Here is a 21181-nt window from a genome sequence, read left to right on the forward strand (position 1 = left end):
CCGCCATGACTGCTACGCGCGTAGACACCGACCTGATCCGCCGCCTCCCCAAGGCCGTGCTGCACGACCACCTCGACGGTGGTCTGCGCCCCGCCACCGTCGTGGAGCTGGCCGAGGCGGTCGGCCATTCCCTGCCCACCACCGACCCGGACGAGCTCGCCGCCTGGTACTACGAGGCCGCCAACTCCGGCGACCTGGTCCGCTACATAGCCACCTTCGAGCACACCCTCGCCGTGATGCAGACCCGCGAGGGCCTGCTGCGCACGGCCGAGGAGTACGTGCTGGACCTGGCCGCCGACGGTGTCGTGTACGGCGAGGTGCGCTATGCCCCCGAGCTGAACACCAACGGTGAGCTGACCATGGCCGAGGTCGTGGAGACCGTCCAGGAGGGTCTCGCGGCGGGTATGGCCAAGGCGGCCGCCGCGGGCACGCCGGTGCGGGTCGGCACCCTGCTGTGCGGGATGCGGATGTTCGACCGGGTGCGCGAGGCCGCCGACCTGGCCGTGGCGTTCCGCGACGCGGGTGTCGTCGGCTTCGACATCGCCGGCGCCGAGGACGGCTTCCCGCCCGCCGACCACCTCGCGGCCTTCGAGCACCTGCGTCGCGAGAACGTGCCGTTCACCATCCACGCCGGCGAGGCGCACGGTCTGCCCAGCATCCACCAGGCCCTGCAGGTGTGCGGCGCCCAGCGCATCGGGCACGGCGTGCGGATCACCGACGACATCCCGGACCTCGCGGCGGGCAAGCTCGGCCGGCTCGCGGGCTGGGTGCGCGACCGGCGCATCGCGCTGGAGATGTGCCCGACGTCCAACCTCCAGACGGGCGCCGCCACCTCGATCGCCGAGCACCCGATCACCGCGCTCAAGGACCTCGGCTTCCGCGTCACCCTGAACACCGACAACCGTCTGGTGTCGGGCACCACGATGACCCGCGAGATGTCCCTGCTGGTCGAGCAGGCGGGCTGGACCGTCGAGGATCTGCGCACGGTCACCGTCAACGCCCTGAAGAGCGCGTTCATCCCGTTCGACGAGCGCAACGCACTCGTCCGGGACGTGGTGCTGCCCGGTTACGCCGCCGCGCTCTGAAGCAGCCCCCGCAGGTAGGCGGCCTGTCCGATGTGCTGGAGATCGTCGGACAGGACGCTGACCAGACGGACGCCCAGGGTGACCGGCGGGTCCCAGCGCTCGTCGACGACGCGTTCCAGGTCCTTTGCGGCGAGCCCCCGCAGGGCGTCCAGGCTCTGCTCGTGCACGGCGTCGTAGTAGCCGGTCAGCAGCTCGCCCGAGTCGACCCGGACGCGTGCGACCTTGGCGGGGCTGTGGCCGTAACCCGTGTCGCGGCGGGGGAGGTCCAGGCCGAAGCGTTTCTCCCAGTCCTGGGACAGCCACACCTGTTCGTGCCCGAAGGCGTCGGCCATGTGGTCGTCCTGGACGCGGGTGAGATGCCAGACCAGCCAGGCGATCGAGTTGGTGTCGGGGGCGGCGCGGGCGCTCAGCTCGTCGGGCCCGAGCCCCTCGACGGTGGCGTGGACTTCTTCGCGGATGCGGCTGAAACCGTCGATGAGGATGTCCTTCGCATGCATAGCTCCACCATCGCGCATCGCCGGGGATCACGCGCCGGGGAGCGCGCCCGTCATCACGTGCCGGGTGATCACGCGTCGGGAATCCAGCTCCCGTGGAAGCCCAGCGGCACGCGGCCCGGGAGATGGATCCGGGCCACCGGCTCCCCGGTGAAGTCCTGGGCCGCGAGGATCACCAGGTCCGACGCCCCTCGGTCGGGGTTGTGCACGTACGCGATCGCATACCCGTCGTCCTCCGCGGCCCTTCCGCCGCACGGGTCGGACGCCACGAACACGGCTTCGCTCGCCGCCGCGCCCGCCGGCAGCCGGTGCACTTCGCAGGTGCCGCGCAGCAGGTCGTGTTTGAGGAGCGCGTTGGTGAAGGCCCCGTCGGGCGGGATGCCGTCGACCGCCTGGTAGGCCAGCGACATCTCCGCGGCCGCGGCCGAGTAGCCGTACCGGTGCCGGCGGGACACCAGCGCCTCGTTGACCCGCGGGAACTCCTGCGGGCGGTCGTCGAGGGTCCTGGTCCGCACCCGCCCGTGCCGCAGGTCGATCGTCCAGTGGTCGAGCCGAGGGGTGCCGGTGGTGTGGGGCCCGCCCGAGCCGTTGCCCGCGACCAGGAACGGCGGGGCGAAGACCGTCATGTCGACGACGAGGTGCGGCCCCTCCTCGTAGGCGTTGAGCGTGTGCGAGTAGTACACCGGGTCGACCTCGAACCAGCGGACCGGGCCGCCCTCGCGGGGCAGCACGCCGACTCGCGCCGGATGCCGGTCGTTCCAGACGTACGGCACGAGGTCGCCGCGCTCGGCGCCCACCGGGTCGAAGGTGACCGGCATGTCGAGGATCACCACGTGGTGCTCGGTGAGCGCGAAGTCGTGGATCATCGGTGCGTCCGCCACCGGGACCCGCGTGCTCCGCACCACCTTGCCCGCCGGGCCGACGACCAGGTGCCGGACGTGGTCCCAGGTCGGGTGGTAGGCGATCGCGTGCAGCTCGTCGGCACGGACGTCGAACTTGGTGTGCGCGGTGAGCGGGCCCTGGAGTGTGCCCCGGAAGTCGTACGTGCCGACGGTGTTCAGCTCGTCGTCGAGTTCGTACGGCAGCGGGCCGCTCTCCTGGAGCGCGAGGATCCGCCCCCGGTGGGGGATCACATGGGTGTTGCAGGGGAAGTCGTCCGGAGGCACCGGGCCCGGGTAGGGCTCGCCGAGCTTCTTCGCCACCTGCGACGAGCGCACCCAGCGGTTGCGGTACCACTCGGCCCGGCCTTCGCGCAGCCGCACGCCGTGCACCATGCCGTCGCCGAGCATCCAGTGGTGGGCGCGGGGATCCTCCAGGCCCAGGACGTTCGGGCCGTTGCGCAGGTAGCGGCCGTTCAGCTCGCGGGGAACGCGGCCGGTGACCGGGAGGTCGAAGGCCGTCAGCTCCTCGGTGACCGGCTCGAACGCGCCCTGCAGGAAGGGAGAGCGGCGCGGTGCGGCGGCTGCCGCCCGGGCCGCCGGAGCGGTCCCGCCACCGGCCCCGACGAGCGCTCCGGCCGCCGTGACCGCCGCCGCGCCGCGCAGCACGCTCCGTCGTGTGTGATCCGTCATCTGCCGTACTCCTGACCGTGGTCGGTTTCGGGGACGGTCACGAGTCTCGTGCGCGGGACGGGCCGGGTCAGGAGGGGTGGACACCCTCCTGGGGTGGTGCCACACCCCCTGTTTCCAGCAGGCCCATCAGCGCCCGGGCCGCCGGACTGGTCGCCTGCTCGGGCGGGAGCAGGGCCACCGTCTCGTACACGGCGTCTTCGGCACCCTTCACCGGCAGGGCGGTCAGCGAGGCGCGCTTGTGCCGGAAGTGACGTGGCACGACGGCGATCCCGAGGTCCTCGTCGACGAGGTCGAGGAGGCTGTGCACATCGTTGACCTCCAGGGCGACGCTCCGGCGGACGCCCGCCGCGGCGAACGCGGCGTCGGTGGTGCGCCGCGGCCCCCAGTCCGGATGGAAGTCGACGAAGACCTCACCGCCGAGATCCTCGGGCGTCACCGCGGCCCCGGCCGCCGCGAGCCGGTGGCTCGGATGGCACAGCACGGTCATCGGCTCGCTCGTCAGCGGCACGGTCCGCAGCTGGTCGGTGGCCTCCTGGGCGGTGCGCACGGCGAACGCCAGGTCCAGGCGCCCGGCGGCGACCTCCTCGGCGAGCGCCCCCGACCCCGCCTGCCGCAGACAGATCTCCACGTCCGGGTGGCGTCTTCGGAAGGCCGCCAGCAGCCCCGCCACATGCACCCCGGCGATGCACTGCTCGGAGCCGAGCGCGAGCATCCCGCGCAGCACGCCCTGCACCGCGGCCACCGCCTCGTGGGCCGAGCGGACCTGCGCGAGGATCCGCTCCGCCTCGCCGAGCAGCGCCCGCCCGGCCGGGGTGAGCGTCACCCGGCGGGTGGTCCGTACGAACAGCGGCGTCTGCAGCTCCCGCTCCAGGGCCCGGATGGACGCCGACAGGCCGGACTGGGACACCAGGAGGCGTTCCGCCGCGCGGGTGAAGTGCTGGTCCTCGGCGACCGCGACGAAGTGCTGCAGGTGACGCAGTTCCATGACTGAGAAGCGTAGCCGCTGAATTCCATCGGATTCTTCTGTTGGACGCATGGGCGCAGGTCACGCCAGAGTGGACACCGGTTTCCTCCCGACCGCGCCAACCCCTCTGGAGTCGCGTTGTACACCGCACACCCCGACCGCTACGCGGACATGCCCTACCGGCGCACCGGACGCAGCGGTCTGAAGCTCCCCGCGCTGTCGCTCGGCCTGTGGCACAACTTCGGCCCGGACCGGTCCGTCGAGACGCAGCGCGCCATCCTGCGCCGCGCCTTCGACCTCGGCGTCACCCACTTCGACCTCGCCAACAACTACGGACCGCCGCCCGGCGCCGCCGAGTCCGCGCTGGGCGAGTTCCTGAAGAAGGACTTCGCGCCGTACCGCGACGAACTGGTGATCTCCACCAAGGCCGGCTACCTGATGTGGCCGGGCCCGTACGGCGAGTGGGGCTCCCGCAAGTACGTGCTGTCCTCGCTGGACCAGAGCCTGAAGCGGATGGGTCTGGACTACGTCGACATCTTCTACTCGCACCGCCCCGACCCCGACACCCCGCTCGAGGAGACGATGGGCGCCCTGCACTCGGCGGTGCAGCAGGGCAAGGCGCTGTACGTCGGTGTCTCCAACTACTCCGCGGAGCAGACGCGCGAGGCCGCCCGCATCCTGGGCGAGCTGGGCACCCCCCTCCTCATCCACCAGCCGCGCTACTCGATGCTGGACCGCCGTCCCGAGGACGAGGGCCTGCTCGACGCCCTCGACGAGCTCCAGGTCGGCTCCATCGTCTTCTCCCCGCTGGAGCAGGGCGTGCTCTCCGCCCGCTACCTGGACGGCATCCCCGAGGGCTCCCGGGCCGCGAGCGACAGCCCCTTCCTGAACTCCGACGCCCTCACCGAGGACCTGGTGGGCCGACTGCGCGACCTGAACGACATCGCGAAGTCCCGCGGTCAGACGCTGGCCCAGATGGCCCTGGCCTGGGTGCTGCGCGGCGGCCGGGTCACCTCCGCGCTGGTCGGCGCGAGCAGCGCGCGGCAGATCGAGGACAGCGTCGGCGCGATCGCCGACCTGGACTTCGACGCGGAGGAGCTGGCCCGGATCGACGCCATCGTCAAGCAGTAAGGGACCGGTGTGCCCGGGGGCGCCCGCCTCCGGGCACATGGCCGGGCCCGCGTCCGTGACCTGCCCCGAACGGAGCCCCTACGAGCTGATCCGCTCCTCGAGGTGCACGGTCACCGTGTCGCCCTCCGCCTTGCCGATGGCCTTGCGGATGCCGGCCTTCACGGGCAGCTTGTGCGTGCCGTCCCCCAGGGCCATGAAGGAGCCGCGGAACGGGTGCCCGTCGATCGTCCCGCGGACCTTGACCAGGCCGCGGGTGCCGAAGACCTCGACGGACCGGGGCCAGACCACATAGGTCCAGCCGCCCTCGGCGGGGCTTTTGCGCAGGACCGCGCTGAATTCCGCGTCCAGTTCTCCCGTGCCGGCCATGACGTCCTCCGGTGCTCGGCTGCTGATCCCTCATCCAGACAGACCGCCGGAGACCGGAGAACTCATCGCGGGCGCCGGACTCACGCCCCGGCGGGCACCCGGTCCGGGAAGCATGGACCATCAGCCTTCGGAAAAGTCGTCATTGCTGGTCAGGGCCGGGTTATACGTTCGCTCGACCCGGTACGACCACCTTGCCCGCACCCGCTGTGAGGGTCGATCGCCTCCGGAGTCATGGGCTGTCGCCACCGCTCGCCGGATTTCGGCCAACTCGGGGCGTGAATATGCCAGGAGAGTGGCCGGAAAGTCGTGGTGACAGTGATTCAGTAGTGAACATACTGACCTGCGAGAGCGTTTTCACATCGAGCGACGGCGCCCTCACGCACAGCACGCGAACCGCAGAAGGGGCGAGGCCGGGCCGGCGGACGGGCAGGGCAACGGGGGAGGGTCACGTGCACGACGAGTTTCTGTGCCACGTCACGGCGTACGGAGTCTGTGACGGCCGCCGGATCGGAGTCCCCCTCGGTACCTACCGGGCGCCCACCCTCGCCCTCGCCCTGTGGTGGCTGCGCGACCGAGCCTCCTGGATCGCCCAGCGCCTCGACCCCCGGCCGGAGGCCGAGCACTTACCGCCGGGCTCGCTCGTGCCGGTCGCCCCCACCGTGCCCGACGTGCCCATGCTGCTGCGCGCCTGGTGCGCCGATCCCGCCCAGCAGGAGCGGGTCGCCGAGGAGTTGGCGGCCGGCCGGCTGGTGCGCATCGCCACCAGCGACGACACCACCGAGTACGAACTGCTCGCCGAGTCCGTGGACGCCCTGCGGATGCAGCGCACCGCTCCCTTCGTCGGCATCACCGTCGGCTGACCTGCGCCCCTCTTCGCCCAGGCACGTACCAGGGCACATCGGTAGAATCTTGACCATGGCGCAACCCTCGGTAGCACCAGAGCTCGTCCTGGAGACGGAGACGGGCACCACCGTGATGATCCCGGGCCGCGACTACCACGTAGGGCGCGACCCGTTGTGCGACATCGTCATCGACGACGACCGGGTCTCCTGGCACCACGCCGTGCTGAGGCCCGAGGACGGTCACTGGACCATCGAGGACGAGGACAGCACCAACGGCACCTACGCCGACGGCCGCCGCATCCATGAACGGGACGTCGGGCCCGGCAGCGTCATCCGCTTCGGCAATCCGGCCGACGGACCCCGCATGACCCTGACGGGACGCCCCGCCCGCGCCGCACCCCGGCCGCAACGCCCCTCCGCCGTCTCCATGCCGGCCCACACCGGCACCTACCGGCAGCCCACGACCGTACGGCCGTTGCCCTCCCGCACCGTCCGCATCGGCCGCGCCACCGACAACGACCTGGTCATCGACGACCTCGTGGTCTCCCGACGGCACGCCGAACTGCGCGCCCTGGCCGACGGAAGCTACGAGATCACCGACCTGGGCAGCCACAACGGCACGTACCTCAACGGCAGCCGCGTCACCAGTTCCCCGGTCGGCCCGGGCGACATCGTCGGCATCGGTCACTCGGCCTTCTGCCTCGTCGGCGACCAACTCCAGGAGTACGTCGACACCGGCGAGGTCTCCCTCGACGTGCAGGACCTCGCCGTCAGCGTCGACCGAGGCCGCAAGACGCTGCTGGACCACGTGTCGTTCCCGGTGGGGGAGAAGTGCCTGCTCGCCGTCGTCGGCCCGAGCGGCGCCGGCAAGTCCACGCTCCTCAACGCCCTCACCGGCCAGCGACCCGCAGGCCACGGCACCGTCCTCTACGACGGCCGCGACCTCTACCGCGACTACGCCGAACTGCGCCAGCGCATCGGTCTCGTGCCGCAGGACGACATCCTGCACGCGCAGCTGACCGTCCGCAAGGCGCTCTCCTACGCCGCCGAACTGCGCTTCCCACAGGACACCGCCAAGGCCGAGCGGCGCGCCCGGGTCGACGAGGTCATGCGCGAACTGGGCCTGGAACAGCGCGCCGACCAGCCCGTGCACAGCCTGTCCGGCGGCCAGCGCAAGCGGGTCAGCGTGGCCCTGGAACTGCTGACGAAGCCGTCGCTGCTCTTCCTCGACGAGCCGACCTCCGGCCTCGACCCGGGCATGGACCGCTCGGTGATGCACATGCTGCGCGGCCTCGCCGACGACGGCCGGACCGTCATCGTCGTCACCCACAGCGTCCTCAGCCTGGACGTGTGCGACCGGCTTCTGGTCCTCGCGCCCGGCGGGAGGATCGCCTACTACGGGCCGCCCGAGGACGCCCTGCCCTTCTTCGGCTTCGAGGAGTGGCCGGAAGCCTTCGAGGCCTTCGAACGGGACACGGACCGGGACTGGGCGGGGCAGTACCTCGCCTCGCCCTTCCACGGACGGTACGTGGCCGACGCCTCCGCCCAACCCCAGCGGCCCCGCTCCGAGCCCGTCGTCATCACCGCCCCGCCCCGGCCGCGCAGCCGCGGCGCCCAACTCGGCACGCTGGTACGCCGTTACGCGGCCGCGCTGAGCGCCGACCGCACCTTTCTGATCATCATGATCGCCCTGCCCTTCGTCATGGGCGCGATGGCCCGCGCCCTGGCGGGCGGCAAACTGACCCTCGACACGGCGATGAACGCGCTGCTCATCCTGTGCGTCGGCGCGGTGCTCACCGGGGCCGCCAACGCGGTGCGCGAACTCGTCAAGGAACGCGTGATCTACCAGCGCGAACGGGCGGTGGGCCTGTCCAGATCGGCGTACCTGATGTCCAAGGTCATCGTCCTGGGCGTCATCACCGTGCTCCAGGCGGTGGTGCTGACCCTGGTCGCCCTGCTCGGCGTGGACCTCAACGCCCCGGGCGGCGAAGGCGTGCTGATGCCGCCCCTGGTGGAGATCACGGTCGCCGTCGCCCTGCTCGCGTTCACCGCGATGATGCTCGGCCTGCTCGTCTCCGCGCTGGTGCGCAAGGAAGAGGTGACGATGCCGCTGCTGGTGCTCATCGCCATTGTCCAGGTGGTCTTCTGCGGGGCCCTGCTGAAGCTGGCCGACACCCCGGGGCTCGAGCAGCTGGGCTGGCTGGTGCCGGCGCGCTGGGCGCTGGCCGCGATGGCCGGGACCGTGGGGCTCGCCCGGATCGTTCCCGACGACCTGACGAAGGACCCGCTCTTCGAGCACTCCGCGGGCACGTGGCTGCTGGACGTCGGGATGCTGGTCGTGCTGTCGGTGCTCTTCGGGTTCCTCGTGTCCCGGCTGCTGCGCCGGCACGAACCGGCCGTTATGCGGAAGTAGGGAGCGCCGATGACGACCCCCGGCTTCCGGCCCACGCACGTCGTCCCGCGGCACGGGATGCCCGCCTGGGAGGCCCCCGACCCGGCCCGGCCCACCGTGGACCTCGATCCGCTGCTGCCGGTGCAGCTGCTGGAGCGCCACGGCGACTGGGGGCATGTGCTGTGCTTCAACGGCTGGTCGGCATGGGTCGACGGCCGCCGTCTGGTCGCCGTCCCGCAGGATCCGCCCGCCGCGGACGGCCCGCTCACCCGCGCCGCCGATCCGCGGCCGCTGCTGGGCCGGGCGCAGGAAGCCCTGGCGCGCTACCGCTCCGCGGTGGAGGACCTCGCGGCCGGCCTCGACCGGGAGTCGTTCCGCACGCGCACCTACGGCATGCGGATCGGTGTCGTCGTCGACGGGGAGTCCGTGTGGCTCTACGACTCCTCCCACGGGCACTGGGTGTACGCCGACGGCACGCGCATGACCACGTACGCGACGGACGAGACGCCCGAAGCGGGACCGGCGTCCTCCCGCCCTGCCGCGGCACCCGTGCGTCCCCCGACGCGAGTGGTTCCGCCCGAGAGTCCCGTCGAGCCGTCCCGAGCACGGGAGGCCGCCGGTCCGGCCGAGTCGCCGCCACCGGCGCAGAGCGCACCCGCCGGGCCCACGCGGGTGGTCCCACCCGAGGCACCGTCGCCGTCAGGGGCGGCCCCGCCCGAGGCGCCGTCGCCGTCAGGGGTGGCCCCGCCCGAGGCGCCCTCGCCCTCCGAAGCGGCCGCGCCCGAGGCCCCCGAACCGACGACGGGGGCTGCGCCCCCCGAGGCTCCGGAGCCCACCCGGGTGGTGACTCCGGGTGCTGCTGAGCCGACGCGGGTGGTGGCTGCCGATGCTCCTGAGCCGACCCGGGTGGTGGCACCGGACGCTCCCGAGGTGGCCCGGGCGGAAACCTTCAGGCCCCCCGAGCCCACCCGGGTGGTGGCTCCGGATTCTCCCGAGCCCACGCGTCTCGTGTCCCCCGAGGACCGGAAGGGCGAAGGCGAAGGCGAGGAGGAGGATCGTCCGGCCGCGCCGCCGCCCACGCGGGTCGTGGGGCATGAACCCACCCGCGTCGTCTCGCCCGAGGGTGACGGGCGTTGACCCGCGAGACGAGCCTGTTCGCCGGGCGGCCCTCCGAGCTGGTCGGGCAGCAGATCGCCGGGTACCGGATCGAGGAGGAGATCGGGCGCGGTGGCATGGCCGTCGTGTACCGGGCCCGCGACCTGCGCCTGGAACGCACCGTCGCCCTGAAGCTGCTCGCCCCCGAACTCGCCCGCAACGACACCTTCCGCCGCCGCTTCACCCATGAGTCGCGGGCCGCCGCGGCGATCGACCACCCGCACATCGTGCCGGTGTTCGAGGCCGGCGAGACGGATGGCGTGCTGTACATCGCCATGCGGTACGTTCCCGGCAGCGACCTGCGGCACGTCCTCGACCGCGAGGGCCCGATGCCGCCCGCCACCGCCCTGCGCGTCGCCGCCCAGGTCGCCTCCGCACTCGACGCGGCCCACGATCACGGACTGGTCCACCGGGACGTCAAGCCGGGCAACATCCTGGTGGCCCGCGGCACCGACAGCGACCACCCCGAGCACGTCTACCTCACCGACTTCGGCCTGACGAAGAAGTCCCTGTCGCTGACCGGCTTCACCACGGTCGGCCAGTTCGTCGGCACGCTCGACTACGTCGCCCCGGAGCAGATCTCCGGCAAGCCGGTCGACGCCCGCTGTGACGTGTACGGTTTCGCCTGCGTCGTCTTCGAGACCCTGGCCGGCCATCCGCCCTTCCTCCGCGACGACGACATGGCCCTGCTCTGGGCCCACCAGTACGACGAACCGCCGCCGCTGACCGAGGACCGGCTCGACCTCCACCCGCGGGTGGACCCCGTCTTCGCCCAGGCCCTCGCCAAGAGCCCCGACGACCGGTACCCGTCCTGCCTCGCCTTCGTGGCCGCACTGCGCGCCGCGACGACCGGCGACGAAACCGGCGCCCCCAGGACGCCCACGCGGGTGGACCGGCAGCTGCGTGACACGGGGGAGGAGCGGCCCAAGCAGCCGCCCCGCTGGGCCGAACCGGTCTTCGTACAGCGGTCGTAGGGCGCGGCGTCAGCTCTCGCCGCCGGTGCGCACCTCGCCCCGCCGCCGTACGCGACGCGCCAGCAGTGCCCCGGCGCACCCGGCCGCCAGCCCCCATGGGACGGCCAGACCCACGGCACCCCACAGCTTGGGCCTCAGGAACAGCTCGCCCCCAAGACCGCCGCCCAGGTCACCGATGCCCAGCACGGACAGGCCGAAGTGCGCGGAGATCCGCCCCACGAGGCAGATCATGAACACCGTGAGCCCGAGGGCGAGTGCCATGTGCACCGCGTGCTGCCAGGCCCGCACCCGGGCCGGTGACCGGGCCGCCATCACGAACCCGGCGGCCAGCAGCAGCACGACGTCGACGACCAGCAGCCACCACACCCGGCCGTCGTGCTCGGCGAGGGTCCGCAGGTTCAGCTCGGAGACGTCCGGGGTGCGCAGCACCTCGTCGAGCACATGCGGCATGGGCAGCCCGAACGGTCCCTCCACCCTGCCGTTCCAGGTGGCGCCGAGCCCGATCGTCAGCGCCAGCCAGACCAGGTTGGGGATGCCCAGCAGGATCACCGCGAACGTCTCCCGCGCGTGCCCCTTGGTCGCCGCGACGACCAGGGCGACGATCACGCCGATGACGACGCAGGCCAGCAGCAACGCGACCATCGCGTACGCGGCCGGCCGCACCGACGCCTGAAAGCGCAGCAGCCCCGCGGGCAACGGCGCCCCACGTGACACCAGCAGCGCCAGCACCAGCACACCGGCCAGCCACACCACGCCGACGAACACGGACAGCGGGACGTCGGTGGTGAAGCCGACCTCCGGCGATGCGCCGAACAGGTCGCCGAGTTCGCCGAGCGTGTCGTCCCCCAGTGGGATGTCGAAGGTGTGGCGGGCCGCGAGGGTCAGGCCGATCAGTGCGATCAGCCACAGGGCCGCCACCCGGCCGGCCCAACCGGCCAGCTCCGCCGCACCGGCGACCGCTCGGTGCCGCAGCGGCCGCAGGAAGCCCCAGGCGAGCACCAGCGCCCCGGCGAGCGTGACGGACAGCGGAATCACCGTCAGGCCCGTCTGTGCCGAGGCGAGGTCGCCGGCGCTTCCGGTGAGCTTCACCGTGCCGCCGACCGCGGTGACCACGGTGGCCGCGACGACGGGGCCGAAGGACCCGTCCGGAAGGTCACCGGCCCCGGCCGCCCACAGGCCGAGGGCTGCGACCACCGCCATGGCGAGCAGCCCGGCGAGCACCGTGACGAGGGCATGCGCCCAGCCGTGGCGGGCGACGGCCCGCTCGCCGGAGGTACGTGCCTGGCCGGAGGGGGTGCGCGAACTCACGCTGCCACGCTAGGCAGCCCCCGTGCAGGGCGCCCGCCGGAGAGGTCCGTCCGCGTCGGCTTGCGGGGCGCACGTGACCGGGGCACACAATGAACTCGTAGTGGAATAAGCGGCATACACCAGGGCGAATCGCCTGGGGTGTGTGAAGGCCGCAGACAACCCACGCGGGAGAAGAGCTCGTGAGCGTCGATCCACCGTCGTCCGGCCGCCCCACAGGACCGCCCTCGGGCCCGCTGTCGGGTCCCTCCCAGCCGCCTTCGGGCGGCGGCCCTCCTTCGGGCGGCGGCCCGCCTTGGGAGCCGCCGAGCGGGGGCGGCAAGGAGCCGGAGCCCCGACGCCCGTGGTGGGGGTCGGTGCCCCGGGTCGCGATCATCGCCACCGCCGTGGTGGCCGCCGTGGTCCTGGCCGTGGTGCTCTCCCGGCCCGACAACGGCGGCACCGGTGCGTCCGACGGCGGAACCAGCACCTCCACCGGTGAGGTCTTCCTCCAGCCCGCGGCCGACACCGGTCCGGACGAGTTCACCGAGTCGACGGCCGTGGAGAAGAGCTCCGCCTCGCCGGTCACGCCCTCGGGAGCCACCGAGTCGGCGCCGCAGAACGCCGTCCGCGGCGTGGAGGGCGACGCGCCCGGCCTGTACGGCGGCACTCGCAACGTCGCCAGCTGCGACGTGGAGAAGCAGATCACGTACCTCGACGACGTCCCGGACAAGCAGCGCGCCTTCGCCTCGGTCGCCGGGATCCAGCCGTCCGACGTGCCCGCCTACCTGCGTTCGCTCACTCCCGTGCAGCTTCGCATGGACACCCGCGTCACCAACCACGGCTACAAGAACGGCGCCCCCACCAGCTATCAGGCCGTCCTCCAGGCCGGCACGGCCGTCCTCGTCGACGACCGCGGCGTGCTCCGGGTGCGCTGCGCGTGCGGCAACCCGCTGTCCCCGCCGGTCGCCCAGCAGAGCGCGCCGAAGACGACCGGCGACGCGTGGCCGGGGTACAAGTCGTCGAACGTCGTCGCGGTGACGCCCGCGCCGGAGCCGGTCGACGTCTTCGTGATGTGCGAGCCCGACGGCGAGTGGTTCGAGCGCCGGGCGGGCGACACGGGCGGGAAGGACCACAAGACGAAGAAGCCCGCCAAGCCGTCCCCGTCGGCGAGGGTCACCACGCCGACGGCACCGGCCGACTCGACGTCGTCGCAACCGCCCACGAGTGAACCTGAACCGCCGACCTCGGACACGGACACGTCGGGGCCGACCACGGACGAGCCGCCGTCGTCCGACACCCAGCCGCCGCCCCCTGACAGCAACACCGGGAGTGAAACCGGAAGCGACACCGGCGGTGGCACCACGGAACAGCCCCCGGCCTCCTGACCCGGCCGGTTCAAGCGGCGCGGACCACCAGGGCGTAGTCACCGAGTCCGAGCATCCGATCGCCCGGCAGGTCGCCGTGGGCGGTGACGACCGCCTCGACGCGGCCCGTCTCCGGTTCGAACGCGACGTCCTGGACCGTGCCGAGCGTGTCGCCCGTCTCGGTGAGGATCCTGAGGCCCGGCAGCTCGTGGTGCGGTGGCACCTCGGCCGGTTCGGCGGTCGTGCGGACCAGGACCGCGTCCGGGCCGATGGCGTGCAGGGCACCCCAGGCCAGCACGGTCTCCCTGCGGGAGTGCCGGCCCCGCACCCGGACGTGCGTGACCACACCGGACACGGCGTCGACCGTCAGCGACCTCAGCTCGCCGATGTCCTCCGCCTCGGTCAGTGTCAGCACCGGCAGGCCCCGCGCCTCGGAGAACAGCATCATGGCTCCGACCCCTCCTGCCCGGCCTGGAAGGCCCCGACCCGGGCGACGAAGGCCGGCAGATCGTCGGCGACGTAGCGGGTGGCGTCCGCCGGGATGACCAGGGCGCGGCCCGAGACGGCGAGCGTCTCGCCGCGCGGCACGTAGACCCGGTGCCGACGGCGTCTGGAACCCTGCACCAGTGCTTTGGCGGCGGCGATCCGGAAGCCGACGACCCGGCCGCTGGTGCCGCCCTCGACGATCACGTCGAGCACCGTGCCCACCTCGGCGCCCTCGTCGGTCAGTACCTTCGCGTGCAGCACCCGGCCCTGCTGGGCCTCGCGGCGGGCCACCACGACGGAGGTGTCCTGCAGCGTGAGGGCGTCGCGGATCATGACCGCGTGAGGGCCCAGCGCGTGCACCCCCGGCCACGGCAGGCTCTGCTTCAGCGGCCCGCTCAGCAGGCCGCGCCCGCTCAGCGTGAAACCGGTGATCCGACCGGCGGCGGCGTCGAAGACGGTGTCCTTGACCTGCGCGACGGCGTCGCCGCCCAGGGTGACCACCGGGAGGGTCGTCAGGCTGCGCGCAGCCAGCAGCTCGTTCATCGCAGGCCCTTCCTGCCGGGCCTGCGCCGGACCGCGATGACGGTGCCCGACCGTCGCCCCGCCTGCACGGCGAGCGTCACCGCAGCGACGGCGGCGAGTGCCGCGATCACCACGACCAGCCATGTCCACCAGACCACAGCGCACCTCCGGCGATCCGGCCCGGCCGCCCTCGGCCGGTCCTGATTCTTTCCGGGTGCCCCGCGAAGGGGGGACAATGCCCGTGGCGCCGGCCGGGCCCGCATCCGTGAGGACTGTGAAGCCCGGCTCGGGGTACGAGCACTGGTGCAGAGCGTCCGGCCAGTCCGGCTTCCCAGAGAGAAAAGAATGATCGACCACGTGGACGGGGCAGTGATACCGACTGGTTTCGACGTACCCGTGGAACCGCTGAGGCGGGCGGCACACTACACCGGCGAGCAGGGATGCATCGCCGAGGCGCGGTCCTTCGCCGCGCTCTTTCTCGACCAGCTCAGGACCGAGTGGTGCGCGCGTATCGACGAGCGGGTCGACGGCGCCGTACTGCTGGTGGTGAGCGAGCTGATCACCAACGCCGACCGGCACAGCAACGGGCCCTACATCCTGGAGCTCGTGGGCACCGACGCCGCGGTGACGGTGTCGGTCTACGACAGCAGCTCCGCACTGCCCCGGATCTTCCCCCGTAACCCCGAGCGCATCGGCCGGCACGGCCTGGAGATCGTCCACGCGCTCGCGGAGCAGGTCAGCGTGGAACGGGTACCGGTGGGCAAGCGGGTGCGTGCCGTTCTGCCGCTCTCCGGCGGATCCGGCGGGTGAGCCGTCCGGGTGAGATGCGTCACCCGGACGGAACGAATCGTTCCCCCCTCGTCGAGGAACCGTTGTTCACGAACCCTCGTCCACGAACCCTGTCCGGACAACGCTCGCGGGTGCCGTCCCACTCCCGCATGGGGGAGTGGGACGGCACCCGCTGGTCGGACGGCCCTGTCAGGCGCAGCCCAGCTCGCCCAGCATGCCCTCGCGCAGCCGTGCGATGATCCGCTTGATCAGGCGGGAGACGTGCATCTGCGAGCAGCCGAGCTGCTCACCGATCTCCGCCTGGGTGGCCTCCTCCACGAACCGCATGTGGATGATCTGCCGGTCGCGCTCGCTCAGCTCCGCCATGAGCGGGGCGAGCGAGTGGAAGTCCTCGACGAGCCGCAGCCCGTCCTCCTCCACGCCGATGAAGTCGGCCAGGACCGCCTCGCCGCCCTCCGGACCGTCTCCGGTCAGCGCGGCGTCGAGCGACGACGAGTTGTACCCGTTCGCCGCGATCTGCCCCTCCACGACCTCACGCTCGGAGATGTTCATCAGAGTGGCCAGCTCGGCGACCGTCGGCTCGCGGTCCAGTCGGCTGGCGAGCTCCTCACGGGCCTTGGCCAGCTCGACGCGCAGCTCCTGCAGTCGCCGGGGCACGTGCACCGCCCATGTCGTGTCCCGGAAGAACCGCTTGATCTCGCCGACGATGTACGGCAGCGCGAAGGAGGTGAACTCGACCTCACGCGAGAGCTCGAACCGGTCGATGGCCTTGATCAGGCCGATCATGCCGGTCTGGACGATGTCCTCCATGTCGTCCCCGCGGCCGCGGAACCGGCCGGCGGCGAAGCGCACGAGCGACATGTTCATCTCGATGAGGGTGTTGCGCGCGTACTGGTACTCGTGCGTTCCCTCTTCGAGTTCCGTCAGGCGCTGGAAGAACTGGCGGGACAGCTGCCTCGCGTCCCGCGGAGCCACGGCCCGGGGGTCCACGACTCCTGGCAGTGCTCCGTCACCCGCGCTGGCCTCGGCGTTCTCTTCGACGACCTGTGCCTTCGACCGGATCACGGCGGTCTCCATTACCTCTCCCACGAGTCACGGCGGACATCTGCATAGGTACTCCCGAGTTGCGGGTACCCGGGGCGACGCGCATCATGCCGGTCGATTTTCCCATGGGTGAAATAGGGCGGAATGCAACCTTCCGTCCTCCGTCCCCGTCGTCAGCGCGGTGATTCCACCCAGGGCGGAACGCCGGGCCCTTCCCCCGGCGGCCGGGATTCCTAGGCTGGAGAAGTGAGCAACCACCCGCCGAACGAAGCCCGAGTCATTCCGCTGCGCCCGCACGGCGCGCGCCCCGCCGGTGCACCGCCGCGCCAGGCGCCGCCCGCCCCCGCGGTGAAGGAGCCGCTGTGGCGGGACCTGGTGGGTGACGTCCTGCGCCGCGAACGCCTCGCGCAGGAGCGCACGCTGAAGGACGTCGCCGACGAGGCGCGGATCTCCATGCCCTACCTCTCGGAGGTGGAGCGGGGCCGCAAGGAGGCCTCCTCGGAGGTACTCGCGGCCGCCGCCCACGCCCTCGGACTGAATCTCGGCGACCTGCTGACGAGGGCACAGGGCGAACTGACCCGCGTCACCTCGCGCCACGCGGGCGCAGGCCGCCGCGGGGTGTCCACCTCGTCGCACGACGGCATGTGCCTGGCCGCTTGAGCCGTACCGGCCGGCGCCTCAGACCCTCGCGAGGCGCCGGCTGAGCACTTCGTCGGCCAGCCCGTAGCCCACCGCCTCCTGAGCGGTGAACACCTTGTCGCGGTCCATGTCGGCCCGCAAGGTCGCCACGTCGTGGTGGGTGTGCCGCGCCAGCACCTCCTCGACCTGGGAGCGGATCCGCACCATCTCCTTGGCCTGGAGCGCCAGATCGGACACCATGCCGCGCTGCCCCCCGGTGGCCGGCTGGCCGAGCAGCACCCTTGAGTGCTCCAGCACGAACCGCCGCCCCGGGTCCCCGCCGGCCAGCAGCACGGCCGCCGTGGAGGCCGCCTGCCCGACGCAGAACGTGGAGATCGGCGCCTGCACGAACGTCATCGTGTCGTAGATGGCCATCAGCGAAGTGAACGAGCCACCCGGAGAGTTGAGGTAGATCGCGATCTCGCTCTCCGGCGAGGACGACTCCAGGTGCAGGAGCTGGGCGATGACGACGTTGGCCACGCCGTCGTCGATCTCGGTGCCGAGGAAGATGATCCGCTCGGACAGCAGCCGGCTGAACACGTCGTAGGACCGCTCGCCCTGCGGAGTGCGCTCGACGACGTTCGGGATCGTGTACGTACCCATCACTGCAGCCCCATCCTGCGCCGGGTGGCCGCCGGGCGGACGTCCGCGAGGGACTCCACGACCCGGTCCACCATGCCGTACTCCCGGGCCTCCTCCGCCGTGAACCAGCGGTCCCGGTCACCGTCCCGGGAGATGGTCTCCGGGCTCTGACCGGTGTGCTCGGCGGTGATCCGCTCGATGGTCCGCTTGGTGAACTCCAGGTTCTCCGCCTGGATCTCGATGTCGGCGGTGGTGCCGCCGATGCCCGCCGACGGCTGGTGCATCATGATCCGCGCGTTCGGCAGGGCGTAGCGCTTGCCCGGTGCGCCGACGCTCAGCAGGAACTGGCCCATGCTGGCCGCGAAGCCCATGGCCAGCGTGGAGACGTCGTTCGGGATGAGCCGCATCGTGTCGTAGATGGCGAGGCCCGCGTGCACCGCGCCGCCCGGGCTGTTGATGTACAGGCTGATGTCGGTGTGGGCGTCCTCCGCGGACAGGATGAGCAGCTGGGAGCAGACCCGGTTGGCGGAGACCTCGTCGACCTGGGTGCCCAGCAGCACGATGCGCTGCGCGAGCAGTTGCGCGGCCAGGTGGTCGTCGAAGCGGGTGGGAGGGGTGTCGCCCTCCTCCGCCCGCGGGGCGAGCGTCCTGAGTGGAGTCATCGGTTCTCCTCGGGTGCGGCGACAGGTGCCGCTGACGTGTCGGGATGTGCCGTCGACTTCACTCTTGACCTCGGGCGATGCCCGCGAACGATTTCTCTGCCCTCGGCAGATCCGCTACCGGCAGAGCCCCGACACCCAGCCCTTCTCGCGCAACCGGCGGAAGAACGCCCGCATATCACGCACCAGCAGGTCCGGCGGTTCCATCGCGGCGAAGTGCCCACCGGGGCCGCTGCCGACGGGCCTGGACGTGAGGGCCGCGATGCCGGTTCCGAACGGTGTAACGGCCACGTGAATCTGCCGGCCGCCCGGCCGATGAGTTCCGGGGCGAGCGCCGGTCGACAGTGGTGACAGCGTTCGAAGCGTGCAGGAGGACTCATGACCACCGACGGTTTCACCACGTGCCTCTGGTTCGACGGCCAGGCCGAGGAGGCCGCCCACCACTATGTTTCGATCTTCAAGGACTCCAGCATCGGCAAAATCGCGCGCTACCCCGAGGGAGCCATGCAGCCCGCCGGCAGTGTGATGACCGTCGAGTTCACGGCGAACGGCCAGAAGTTCCTCGGGCTCAACGGCGGCCCCCAGTTCAAGTTCACCGAGGCGACCTCCTTCATGATCTTCTGCGAGAACCAGGAGGAGATCGACTACTACTGGACCAAACTCACCGAGAACGGCGGCGAGCCGGGCCCCTGCGGCTGGCTCAAGGACAGGTTCGGCGTGTCCTGGCAGGTCATCCCCGACCGGCTCGCCGAGATGATCAGCGACCCGGACCCGGCGAAGGCGTCGCGGGCGACCCAGGCGTTCATGGCGATGAGCAAGTTCGACATCGCCGCACTGGAGAAGGCGTACGCGGGCGAGTGACGTGCCCCCCGGCACATCGAGGGAGAGGTCTCCGCCCTACGCCGTCTCGGCCAGGATCTCCGCGATCACATACCGTGAGTTCGCCGCGACCGGCGGGTTCGTGTCCCAGTAGTACGGCAGCGCGATGACCGCGATCGACAGGGCCCAGCCCCGGGCCCGGGCCCATTCGGCCTCGCCGGCGCCCACGGCCTCGCGGAACACCCCGCGGACCGCCGCCGGCAGCAGGCACCAGGCGCCGATGAGGTCGACGGCGGGATCACCGACACCCACCGTCCCGTAGTCGATCACGGCGCTGAGCCGTCCGCCGGTGACCAGCAGGTTCCCGGCCATCAGGTCGCCGTGAGCCCAGAGGGGCGGCCCGGTGTGCTCCGGAGCCCGCAGGGTCTCCTCCCACACCCTGGCCACCGCGACGGTGTCGATCCGCCCCGCGAGCCCCCCGAGCGCCTCACGCAGGAAGGGGTCGCGGGTCGCGAGCGGCACGCCCCGGTAACCCGGGGGCCCCTCCGACGCGTCGATGCGGCGCAGGGCCGTGACATACGCCGCAAGGTCCCCGGCGAGCAGGGCGGGCTCCTCGATCGCGCCGGGCACCGGGTTGCGGCCGTCCAGCCAGCCGTACACCGACCAGGGCCAGGGGAAGCCGTCCCCGGGCTCGCCGCGCCCGAGGGCTTCGGGCGCGGCGACGGGCAGCGCCGGGCCCAGCCGGGGCAGCCAGCGCAGCTCGTGCGCGATGGCCTCCACGGCACGGGGGTGCCGGGGGAGTCGTACGACCTTGTCCGTGCCGAGGCGGAACATGGCGTTCTCCGTCCCGGAGGACTCCAGCCGCCGCAACGGCAGCCCGGCCCACCGCGGGAACTGTCCGGCGATCAGCCGGCCGACGAGCGAGACGTCGATGTCCAGCTCGTCCTCATGCATTCGCACCGCACACATGCCGCCCATTCGAGCGGTCAACGCACGGCCTGTCGAACGGTTTTGGTGATCTCCCGGGCGATGCGCAGGATCCCGGGGGAGCGGACCGGGCAGGGCTTCGGTTTGGACGTCGTGGGGGCCAGGCAGAAGTGCAGATAGTCGTCGTCGCGGTGCAGGGCCGTGCGGTCGCGGCCGGGCTGAGTGCAGAGGCCGGGGTGGGCGCGCTCGTGAGCGGTGCACGGCAGGTACTGCGTCCAGGTGTGCCGGCCGGTGGCCGGGCTCACCGCCTTCCCGGCGTCCGCCACGAGGTCGCCCGAGGCGGCGGCACGCTTCTCGTACAGCGCGTTGACGCGCCGCACCCGCTCGGGAGTGATCGGGTCCGGGCCCTGGGACACCCAGACGATCCGCGGGCGGCTGTCGCCCCCGGCTGCGGCGATCTGCTCCGTGAGCCGACGCGCGTCGGCGTCGTAGCGGGTGAAGTACCGGGCCGGGGACTTGCCGTAGGTGACCCCGTCCATGCACGGCGTATAGCCCCAGGAGTTCCCCCAGAACTGCAGGACCACGAAGTCGGGCCGCAGTCTGCGCACCAGCGCGGCGGCCTTGTCGGCGGCCGGTACCAGGGAGCGGTCCGCCGTGCCCTCCAGGTAGTCGCACAGGGTGGTGCCGGAGTACGGGGCACCGGTGTACTTCGCCTTCAGGTCCCGGCGTAACTCCTCGCCCAGTACCTTCTGGCCCTCCATCGCCAGCGAGTCGCCGAGGTACAACACCGTGGGCGCCCGTTTCGGCTCCGGACCGGGGGAGGCGGGGGCGCGCTGGTGGGTGGTGGCCGACGCACGCGGTGCGGCCGGCGCCGGCTCCTCGGGTGCGGACGCGGGATCCCCGCACCCGCCGAGGAACACCCCGGCCAGCAGTACCCCCACGACCCACGGCTTGCGCATACGGCAACTCCCGCCCCGGCCACCGAAACGGCACTCAGGCAAGCACAACCGGGCGCCGGGGGGAAGAGTGCGCCGGGATGTCCCGCTCGGC

24 protein-coding genes are annotated in these 21181 nt (G+C 72.0%); 10 read left to right on the forward strand and 14 right to left on the reverse strand.

What is annotated here, in order from left to right:
• Nucleotides 1-5 precede the first annotated feature (5 nt).
• A complete protein-coding gene (locus ACFY5B_RS34765; RefSeq protein ID WP_389977632.1) occupies nt 6-1085 on the forward strand; it encodes an adenosine deaminase in 1080 nt (359 codons plus the stop codon).
• Here ACFY5B_RS34765 and ACFY5B_RS34770 read toward each other — a convergent pair.
• From ACFY5B_RS34770 to ACFY5B_RS34780, 3 genes are all read right to left on the reverse strand, one after another.
• Nucleotides 1067-1582 (reverse strand): DUF664 domain-containing protein, encoded by a 516-nt coding sequence (locus ACFY5B_RS34770; RefSeq protein WP_389977635.1) that lies wholly within the window; start codon nt 1580-1582, stop codon nt 1067-1069. The genes ACFY5B_RS34765 and ACFY5B_RS34770 overlap by 19 nt on opposite strands.
• 68 nt (nt 1583-1650) lie before the next feature.
• Complete coding sequence (locus tag ACFY5B_RS34775) at nt 1651-3150, reverse strand: carotenoid oxygenase family protein (RefSeq protein ID WP_389977638.1); 1500 nt, start codon at nt 3148-3150, stop codon at nt 1651-1653.
• Nucleotides 3151-3217: 67 nt separating this feature from the next.
• Nucleotides 3218-4135, reverse strand: coding sequence for a LysR substrate-binding domain-containing protein (locus tag ACFY5B_RS34780; protein WP_389977641.1), 918 nt, complete (start codon nt 4133-4135; stop codon nt 3218-3220).
• A 117-nt stretch (nt 4136-4252) separates the two neighbouring features.
• Between ACFY5B_RS34780 and mgrA the strand changes: the two genes are divergently transcribed.
• On the forward strand, nt 4253-5245 hold the full coding sequence (mgrA, locus tag ACFY5B_RS34785; protein WP_389977644.1) for an L-glyceraldehyde 3-phosphate reductase: 993 nt from the start codon (nt 4253-4255) through the stop codon (nt 5243-5245).
• A 78-nt stretch (nt 5246-5323) separates the two neighbouring features.
• Here the strand turns inward: mgrA and ACFY5B_RS34790 are convergent, their stop codons facing one another.
• Nucleotides 5324-5611 carry a DUF1905 domain-containing protein gene (locus ACFY5B_RS34790; RefSeq protein ID WP_389977647.1) on the reverse strand — a complete coding sequence of 96 codons (288 nt, stop codon included), beginning with the start codon at nt 5609-5611 and terminating at the stop codon, nt 5324-5326.
• 449 nt (nt 5612-6060) lie between these two features.
• On the opposite strand from ACFY5B_RS34790, the gene ACFY5B_RS34795 reads away from it, so the two are divergent.
• Genes ACFY5B_RS34795 through ACFY5B_RS34810 form a run of 4 tightly spaced genes read left to right on the forward strand, consistent with a single transcriptional unit; the run spans nt 6061 to nt 10974 of the window.
• On the forward strand, nt 6061-6471 hold the full coding sequence (locus ACFY5B_RS34795) for a hypothetical protein (RefSeq protein ID WP_389977650.1): 411 nt from the start codon (nt 6061-6063) through the stop codon (nt 6469-6471).
• A 55-nt stretch (nt 6472-6526) separates the two neighbouring features.
• Nucleotides 6527-8866, forward strand: a complete 2340-nt coding sequence (locus tag ACFY5B_RS34800) for an FHA domain-containing protein (protein WP_389977654.1) — start codon at nt 6527-6529, stop codon at nt 8864-8866.
• Between the two features lie 9 nt (nt 8867-8875).
• Nucleotides 8876-9982 (forward strand): hypothetical protein, encoded by a 1107-nt coding sequence (locus ACFY5B_RS34805; protein WP_389977657.1) that lies wholly within the window; start codon nt 8876-8878, stop codon nt 9980-9982.
• Entirely contained in the window at nt 9979-10974 is a 996-nt protein-coding gene (locus tag ACFY5B_RS34810) for a serine/threonine-protein kinase (protein ID WP_389977660.1), read from the forward strand. The genes ACFY5B_RS34805 and ACFY5B_RS34810 overlap by 4 nt, the downstream gene beginning before the upstream one ends.
• A 9-nt stretch (nt 10975-10983) precedes the next feature.
• Here the strand turns inward: ACFY5B_RS34810 and ACFY5B_RS34815 are convergent, their stop codons facing one another.
• The gene (locus ACFY5B_RS34815; protein WP_389977662.1) at nt 10984-12282 is read right to left on the reverse strand and encodes a streptophobe family protein; all 1299 of its coding nucleotides are present in this window, start codon (nt 12280-12282) and stop codon (nt 10984-10986) included.
• A 353-nt stretch (nt 12283-12635) separates the two neighbouring features.
• Here ACFY5B_RS34815 and ACFY5B_RS34820 point away from each other — a divergent pair, with 353 nt between their 5' ends.
• Nucleotides 12636-13646 (forward strand): DUF6777 domain-containing protein, encoded by a 1011-nt coding sequence (locus tag ACFY5B_RS34820; RefSeq protein ID WP_389977665.1) that lies wholly within the window; start codon nt 12636-12638, stop codon nt 13644-13646.
• Between the two features lie 10 nt (nt 13647-13656).
• On the opposite strand, the gene ACFY5B_RS34825 is transcribed toward ACFY5B_RS34820, so the two are convergent.
• The 3 genes from ACFY5B_RS34825 to ACFY5B_RS34835 are packed head-to-tail and all read right to left on the reverse strand — an operon-like array spanning nt 13657 to nt 14791.
• Nucleotides 13657-14073, reverse strand: coding sequence for a PRC-barrel domain-containing protein (locus ACFY5B_RS34825; RefSeq protein WP_389977668.1), 417 nt, complete (start codon nt 14071-14073; stop codon nt 13657-13659).
• Nucleotides 14070-14654: a PRC-barrel domain-containing protein gene (locus ACFY5B_RS34830; RefSeq protein ID WP_389977671.1), complete on the reverse strand. Its 585-nt coding sequence runs from the start codon at nt 14652-14654 to the stop codon at nt 14070-14072. The genes ACFY5B_RS34825 and ACFY5B_RS34830 overlap by 4 nt, the downstream gene beginning before the upstream one ends.
• Nucleotides 14651-14791, reverse strand: coding sequence for a hypothetical protein (locus ACFY5B_RS34835; protein WP_389977674.1), 141 nt, complete (start codon nt 14789-14791; stop codon nt 14651-14653). The genes ACFY5B_RS34830 and ACFY5B_RS34835 overlap by 4 nt, the downstream gene beginning before the upstream one ends.
• Nucleotides 14792-14978: 187 nt before the next feature.
• Here ACFY5B_RS34835 and ACFY5B_RS34840 point away from each other — a divergent pair, with 187 nt between their 5' ends.
• Nucleotides 14979-15443, forward strand: a complete 465-nt coding sequence (locus ACFY5B_RS34840) for an ATP-binding protein (RefSeq protein ID WP_389977677.1) — start codon at nt 14979-14981, stop codon at nt 15441-15443.
• Between the two features lie 168 nt (nt 15444-15611).
• Here the strand turns inward: ACFY5B_RS34840 and ACFY5B_RS34845 are convergent, their stop codons facing one another.
• Nucleotides 15612-16499, reverse strand: a complete 888-nt coding sequence (locus tag ACFY5B_RS34845) for an RNA polymerase sigma factor SigF (RefSeq protein WP_389977680.1) — start codon at nt 16497-16499, stop codon at nt 15612-15614.
• A 213-nt stretch (nt 16500-16712) separates the two neighbouring features.
• On the opposite strand from ACFY5B_RS34845, the gene ACFY5B_RS34850 reads away from it, so the two are divergent.
• Nucleotides 16713-17126 (forward strand): helix-turn-helix domain-containing protein, encoded by a 414-nt coding sequence (locus ACFY5B_RS34850; protein WP_389977683.1) that lies wholly within the window; start codon nt 16713-16715, stop codon nt 17124-17126.
• Between the two features lie 18 nt (nt 17127-17144).
• Here ACFY5B_RS34850 and ACFY5B_RS34855 read toward each other — a convergent pair whose 3' ends face one another.
• From ACFY5B_RS34855 to ACFY5B_RS34865, 3 genes are all read right to left on the reverse strand, one after another.
• Nucleotides 17145-17747 carry a ClpP family protease gene (locus ACFY5B_RS34855; RefSeq protein WP_389977686.1) on the reverse strand — a complete coding sequence of 201 codons (603 nt, stop codon included), beginning with the start codon at nt 17745-17747 and terminating at the stop codon, nt 17145-17147.
• Nucleotides 17747-18388, reverse strand: a complete 642-nt coding sequence (locus ACFY5B_RS34860) for an ATP-dependent Clp protease proteolytic subunit (RefSeq protein WP_389977689.1) — start codon at nt 18386-18388, stop codon at nt 17747-17749. The genes ACFY5B_RS34855 and ACFY5B_RS34860 overlap by 1 nt, the downstream gene beginning before the upstream one ends.
• Nucleotides 18389-18502: 114 nt before the next feature.
• Nucleotides 18503-18676: a hypothetical protein gene (locus tag ACFY5B_RS34865; RefSeq protein WP_389977692.1), complete on the reverse strand. Its 174-nt coding sequence runs from the start codon at nt 18674-18676 to the stop codon at nt 18503-18505.
• Between the two features lie 87 nt (nt 18677-18763).
• Here ACFY5B_RS34865 and ACFY5B_RS34870 point away from each other — a divergent pair, with 87 nt between their 5' ends.
• The gene (locus ACFY5B_RS34870; protein ID WP_389977695.1) at nt 18764-19246 is read left to right on the forward strand and encodes a VOC family protein; all 483 of its coding nucleotides are present in this window, start codon (nt 18764-18766) and stop codon (nt 19244-19246) included.
• Nucleotides 19247-19282: 36 nt separating this feature from the next.
• Here ACFY5B_RS34870 and ACFY5B_RS34875 read toward each other — a convergent pair whose 3' ends face one another.
• On the reverse strand, nt 19283-20173 hold the full coding sequence (locus ACFY5B_RS34875) for an aminoglycoside phosphotransferase family protein (protein ID WP_389977698.1): 891 nt from the start codon (nt 20171-20173) through the stop codon (nt 19283-19285).
• Between the two features lie 17 nt (nt 20174-20190).
• A complete protein-coding gene (locus tag ACFY5B_RS34880; protein ID WP_389977702.1) occupies nt 20191-21090 on the reverse strand; it encodes an SGNH/GDSL hydrolase family protein in 900 nt (299 codons plus the stop codon).
• Nucleotides 21091-21181 lie beyond the last annotated feature (91 nt).

This window comes from Streptomyces sp. NPDC013187 (assembly GCF_042899705.1).
Taxonomy (GTDB): Bacteria; Actinomycetota; Actinomycetes; order Streptomycetales; family Streptomycetaceae; genus Streptomyces; species Streptomyces hawaiiensis_A.

What these genes read in the sequence shown, in the direction of transcription:
- ACFY5B_RS34765 (WP_389977632.1), top strand. Translation starts at nt 6, where the DNA reads ATGACTGCTACGCGCGTAGACACCGACCTGATCCGCCGCCTCCCCAAG.
- ACFY5B_RS34770 (WP_389977635.1), bottom strand. Translation starts at nt 1,582, where the DNA reads ATGCATGCGAAGGACATCCTCATCGACGGTTTCAGCCGCATCCGCGAA.
- ACFY5B_RS34775 (WP_389977638.1), bottom strand. Translation starts at nt 3,150, where the DNA reads ATGACGGATCACACACGACGGAGCGTGCTGCGCGGCGCGGCGGCGGTC.
- ACFY5B_RS34780 (WP_389977641.1), bottom strand. Translation starts at nt 4,135, where the DNA reads ATGGAACTGCGTCACCTGCAGCACTTCGTCGCGGTCGCCGAGGACCAG.
- ACFY5B_RS34790 (WP_389977647.1), bottom strand. Translation starts at nt 5,611, where the DNA reads ATGGCCGGCACGGGAGAACTGGACGCGGAATTCAGCGCGGTCCTGCGC.
- ACFY5B_RS34800 (WP_389977654.1), top strand. Translation starts at nt 6,527, where the DNA reads ATGGCGCAACCCTCGGTAGCACCAGAGCTCGTCCTGGAGACGGAGACG.
- ACFY5B_RS34805 (WP_389977657.1), top strand. Translation starts at nt 8,876, where the DNA reads ATGACGACCCCCGGCTTCCGGCCCACGCACGTCGTCCCGCGGCACGGG.
- ACFY5B_RS34825 (WP_389977668.1), bottom strand. Translation starts at nt 14,073, where the DNA reads ATGATGCTGTTCTCCGAGGCGCGGGGCCTGCCGGTGCTGACACTGACC.
- ACFY5B_RS34830 (WP_389977671.1), bottom strand. Translation starts at nt 14,654, where the DNA reads ATGAACGAGCTGCTGGCTGCGCGCAGCCTGACGACCCTCCCGGTGGTC.
- ACFY5B_RS34840 (WP_389977677.1), top strand. Translation starts at nt 14,979, where the DNA reads ATGATCGACCACGTGGACGGGGCAGTGATACCGACTGGTTTCGACGTA.
- ACFY5B_RS34845 (WP_389977680.1), bottom strand. Translation starts at nt 16,499, where the DNA reads ATGGAGACCGCCGTGATCCGGTCGAAGGCACAGGTCGTCGAAGAGAAC.
- ACFY5B_RS34855 (WP_389977686.1), bottom strand. Translation starts at nt 17,747, where the DNA reads ATGGGTACGTACACGATCCCGAACGTCGTCGAGCGCACTCCGCAGGGC.
- ACFY5B_RS34860 (WP_389977689.1), bottom strand. Translation starts at nt 18,388, where the DNA reads ATGACTCCACTCAGGACGCTCGCCCCGCGGGCGGAGGAGGGCGACACC.
- ACFY5B_RS34870 (WP_389977695.1), top strand. Translation starts at nt 18,764, where the DNA reads ATGACCACCGACGGTTTCACCACGTGCCTCTGGTTCGACGGCCAGGCC.
- ACFY5B_RS34875 (WP_389977698.1), bottom strand. Translation starts at nt 20,173, where the DNA reads ATGTGTGCGGTGCGAATGCATGAGGACGAGCTGGACATCGACGTCTCG.
- ACFY5B_RS34880 (WP_389977702.1), bottom strand. Translation starts at nt 21,090, where the DNA reads ATGCGCAAGCCGTGGGTCGTGGGGGTACTGCTGGCCGGGGTGTTCCTC.